The following is a 2,742-nucleotide window of genomic DNA, read 5'->3' as shown; positions in this document are numbered from 1 at the left end:
GCGGTCCGCGCCGGACGGCGGGCCGCCTTGCGGGCCTCGCGGCGGCGGGCCCGCGCGGTGCTGCTGGGCTCCGAGAGGACCCCGTAGCGCTGGTTCCACGTCTGCCGGGTGATCCACACGTCCAGCACGCCCCAGGTGGCCACGACCGTCCCGGCGACCGCGCCGAGCACCATCGGGAAGGCCAGCCAGGACGCGGTCATGGTCAGGAAGAACGCGATCGCCGCCTGCGTCAGGGTCACGGACACGATGAGCACCGCCCGCACCGCCGACGCGCGCACCGGGTCCGGCATCCGCTGCCGCCCGGCGTCCTCCTCCACCCACAGCCCGCGCCGCGCCCGTCCGTCGCCGCCCGGTCCTTCGTCCTCGTACCTGCTCATGGTCCGCTCACTCCCCACAGCGCGGTCCGCCATGCCTACTCCACCACGTCTACCCCGGTCCGTCCCCTCGAACAGAAAGACGTCCGAGGGTGACGGGAGATTCCCGGATGCCGGAACTCCCGGCCGCCCCCGATGATCGCGGAACGAATAATTCCAGCCATCCATCAGGGTGCGCCGACTGACGCCCCACCAAGTGTCATGTGCCACATAACGGGCGGCACTTGACCGGAAGTATCGGACAACTGGTGATCTTCGCCCGGGGGGTAGGCCGAAAACGTCCGGACACCCCTTCGAACCTACTCCGTAGCAGTAGTAGGCTCACGCCGTTTAAATGACGGAACACCGACCCCCGGTAACGGGGTTGACCTGGGGGAGGCTGGGGAGGCCATGCGCTTTCGCGGGAAATCCATCCGCCGGAAGATCGTGGCGTTGCTCCTTGTGCCGCTCGTCTCCCTGACCGCCCTCTGGGGCTTCGCCACGGTCATCACCGGCCGTGAGGCGATCCAGCTCTTCGACGTGGCGTACATCATCGACAAGGTCGGCTACCCGGTCGAGGACGTCGCCCGCATCATCCAGAGGGAGCGGCGCCAGACCCTCGTCGTCATCGGCGACCCCCGCGCCGCCACCGCCACCGCCGAGCTCGCCAAGCGCCGCGCCGAGACCGACCTGGCCGTCGAGCAGATCAGCGTCAGCGCCCGCGACCCCAAGGTCGTCGACGAACTGAGCCCGCAGAGCGCCCAGCGCCTGCGCTCCATCGTCGCCGCCTTCCAGGGCATCGGCTCCATGCGCCGCTCCGTCGACCAGAACGCCCTCAACCCCAGCCAGGCGCTGGAGCTGTACAACCGGCTGGTCGACCCCTGCTACGACTTCCTCATGAACCTCCACGGCCTCGACAACGTCGAGGTCGACAAGGAGGGCCGCGCCCTCGTCGGCATCAGCCGCGCGCGCGAACTGCTCTCCCGCGAGGACGCCGTCATCGCCTCCGCCCTCGCCGCCCGCAACATCACCGCCGGTGACGTCCGCCTCGTCTCCGACTACGCCGCCAACCGCACGCTGCTCTACGAGTTCAACCTCGTCACCCTCCCCGCAGAGGACCGCGAGCGCTTCGAGCAGTACTGGAAGGACCCGCAGACCCACCCCCTGCGCGACGCCGAGGAGCGCTTCATCTCCGGCGGCGCGGTCAACAAGCCGCGCAACCTCACCGCCGCCCAGTGGGACGAGGCGTCCGCCAAGGTCCTCGACGAGCTGGGCGAGATGAACACCCAGGCCGGCGACCGCTACCAGAAGCGCATCGAGCCCGTCGCCACCGACGTCATGATCCAGGCCGCCGCCGCGGGCATCCTCGGCTTCCTCGCCCTGGTCTTCTCCCTGATCCTCTCCGTGCGCATCGGCCGCGACCTCGTCCGCGACCTGTCCCGGCTGCGCAAGGACGCCCACGAGGCGTCCGGCGTCCGGCTGCCCGGCGTCATGCGCCGCCTCGCCGCCGGCGAGCACGTGGACGTCGAGACCGAGGCACCCCACCTCGAATACGAGAAGGACGAGGTCGGCCAGGTCGGCCAGGCCCTCAACACCCTCCAGCGCGCCGCCGTCGAGGCCGCCGTCAAGCAGGCCGACCTGCGCCGCGGGGTCTCCGAGGTCTTCGTCAACCTCGCCCGCCGCAACCAGGTCCTCCTGCACCGCCAGCTCACCCTCCTCGACACCATGGAGCGCCGCACCGAGGACACCGAGGAACTGGCCGACCTCTTCCGCCTCGACCACATGACCACCCGCATGCGCCGCCACGCCGAGGGCCTGGTGATCCTCTCCGGCGCCGCCCCCTCCCGCCAGTGGCGCAAGCCCGTCCAGCTCATGGACGTGGTCCGCGCCGCCGTCGCCGAGGTCGAGGACTACGAGCGCATCGAGGTACGCCGCCTCACCCGCCTCGGCATCGTCGGCCCGGCCGTCGCCGACATCACCCACCTCGTCGCCGAACTCCTGGAGAACGCCACGGTGTTCTCCCCGCCGCACACCGCCGTCCAGGTGCTCGGCGAGCGCGTCGCCAACGGCTTCACCCTGGAGATCCACGACCGCGGCCTCGGCATGACCCCGGAGGCGCTGCTCGACGCGAACCTCCGCCTCGCGGAGACCCCCGAGTTCGAGCTCTCCGACACCGACCGCCTCGGCCTGTTCGTGGTCAGCCGCCTCGCGCAGCGCCACAGCGTCAAGGTCGTCCTCCAGCCCAGCCCGTACGGGGGCACCACCGCGGTGGTCTTCCTCCCCGCGGCCCTGCTCACCGACGCCCCCGACACCAGCGGCTCCGGCCTGCGCCTCGACGGCCCCCGGGGCGCCGCGCCCGCGCCGGTCGGCCGTACGCCCGCCGGGCGCC

2 protein-coding genes are annotated in these 2,742 nt (G+C 71.4%); one reads left to right on the top strand and one right to left on the bottom strand.

Annotated elements, in window-relative coordinates; translation table 11 throughout:
• Positions 1 to 377, bottom strand: a 377-nt coding sequence (locus tag ABZ873_RS34095; RefSeq protein WP_360880746.1) for a hypothetical protein, incomplete at its 3' end; no start/stop codon positions are given.
• A 387-nt stretch (positions 378 to 764) separates the two neighbouring features.
• Between ABZ873_RS34095 and ABZ873_RS34090 the strand changes: the two genes are divergently transcribed.
• A partial coding sequence (locus ABZ873_RS34090; protein ID WP_360880743.1) for a nitrate- and nitrite sensing domain-containing protein occupies positions 765 to 2,742 on the top strand: 1,978 nt, incomplete at its 3' end.

This window comes from Streptomyces sp. NPDC047014 (assembly GCF_040644195.1).
In the GTDB taxonomy this organism is placed as follows: domain Bacteria; phylum Actinomycetota; class Actinomycetes; order Streptomycetales; family Streptomycetaceae; genus Streptomyces.
Note: the sequence above shows the minus strand (reverse complement) of the source record. Positions and strands in the feature narration are given on the sequence as shown.